This window comes from Streptomyces sp. NPDC059477 (assembly GCF_042749375.1).
GTDB lineage: Bacteria > Actinomycetota > Actinomycetes > Streptomycetales > Streptomycetaceae > Streptomyces.
Genome location: NZ_JBHYUG010000038.1, coordinates 1 through 1,606, shown reverse-complemented (window position 1 = coordinate 1,606; position 1,606 = coordinate 1). Strand labels below are relative to the sequence as shown.

Below are 1,606 nucleotides of genomic sequence, written 5' to 3'. Positions count from 1 at the left end.
CGGCTCTGTGGGTTGGGGTGGGAGTGTGGGGCGGGGGGGGGGGGGGGGTGGGGGCCCGCCCCGGCCAGCTCCCTACAACCGCCCGGGCGGGGGGGGGGGCGCGGGGGACTGTCCTCCCCTGTGTCGACCCGGAGCCCCGAGCTCCCAGGGTCGTCCCCGCGGACCGGTTTCCCCGAGCGGTCCGCCTCCCGCAGAAGATCTCCCCTGGGCCGCGGCGATCATTCCTGGCGGGGGGTCACTCGAACGAGGGGTATTGCCCGCCCGAGCGCCATTCTCGAATACGCATTCGATAGTCTGCGGGTGATTCCGTCGGTGACCCGTAACCCGTGACCCGGTGACACGGAGACTCAGCGGTCCGTGACACGGTGGGTCCGGACACCGGCAGGAAACAGGAAAGCGGTACTACGGCAGGCAGGACGCGGTGGACAGGTCCGCCCCCCTTCGAAGGGCAGCGGGCGGGCCGAGCGGAGCTTGGGGGGTACCAGGACCAATGGTGCGGCGCATCGACGTGACCGGTACGGACGGCGTACGCCTGGCCGCCTGGGAATTCGGCGACCCCGCGAAGCCGCGCGGGGACAGCGGGGCCATCGAGGGAGCCGATACCGGCGGTGCCGGCTCGCCCGGCGTGCTGTTACTCCATGGCCTGATGGGCCGGGCCTCGCACTGGACCTCGACCGCCCGCTGGCTCGCCGAGCGGCATCGCGCGGTGGCTCTCGACCAGCGGGGGCACGGGCAGAGCGAGAAGCCGCCACGGGCCGTGTTCACCCGGGAGGCGTATGTCGAGGACGCCGAGGCGGCGCTGGAGCAGCTCGGGCTCGCGCCGGTCGTGCTCATCGGGCACGCCATGGGGGCGCTCACCGGATGGCAGCTGGCCGCGAAACGGCCGGATCTGGTGCGCGGGCTGATCATCTGCGACATGCGGGCGTCGGCGCTGGGCGCGGCCTCGCAGCGGGAGTGGGACGACTGGTTCCGGTCCTGGCCCCTGCCGTTCGCGACGATCGCGGACGTACGGAAGTGGTTCGGCGAGGACGACCCCTGGGTGGAGCGCCCCAATCCGGCGCGCGGGGAGTTCTACGCCGAGGTCATGCACGAGTCCGCCGACGGCTGGCGGCCGGTCTTCGAGCCGGAGCAGATGCTGAAGTCCCGCGAGACCTGGGTGTACGACGCGCACTGGGACGAACTGTCGTCCGTGCGCTGCCCCACCCTGGTCGTGCGCGGACTGGACGGCGAACTGGGACGCGCGGAGGCGCAGGAGATGGTGCGGGTGCTGCCGCTCGGCGAGTACGCGGAGGTCTCCGACGCGGGCCACCTCGTCCACTACGACCAGCCGACGTCCTGGCGGACAGCGATCGAGCCGTTCCTCGACCGGTTGGGGTGACGTGGGGTGGGGCGCGCGGGGAGAGTGCCGGGCCGGTGACCGATCGGCGGCTCTCCGTGCGTCGTGGCCGTTCGCGCAGTTCCCCGCGCCCCTAAAAGACGGGCGTTGCCCGCAGCTGTCTTTTGTCTTGAGGGGCGCGGGGAACTGCGCGACCAGCCCCCCCCCCCCCCCCCCCCCCCCCCCCGCCCCCCCCCGCCCGCCGCCCCGGCCCCGCCCCCCCGCGCCGCC

The 1,606-nt window shown here is 73.6% G+C and carries 1 protein-coding gene; it reads left to right on the top strand.

Annotated features, from left to right (window positions below; all coding sequences use genetic code 11):
- Positions 1-490 precede the first annotated feature (490 nt).
- Complete coding sequence (locus ACFXAZ_RS20145; RefSeq protein WP_384592725.1) at positions 491-1,378, top strand: alpha/beta fold hydrolase; 888 nt, start codon at positions 491-493, stop codon at positions 1,376-1,378.
- Positions 1,379-1,606 lie beyond the last annotated feature (228 nt).

Coding starts and splice junctions, on each gene's coding strand:
- ACFXAZ_RS20145 (WP_384592725.1), top strand. CDS start 491: ATGGTGCGGCGCATCGACGTGACCGGTACGGACGGCGTACGCCTGGCC.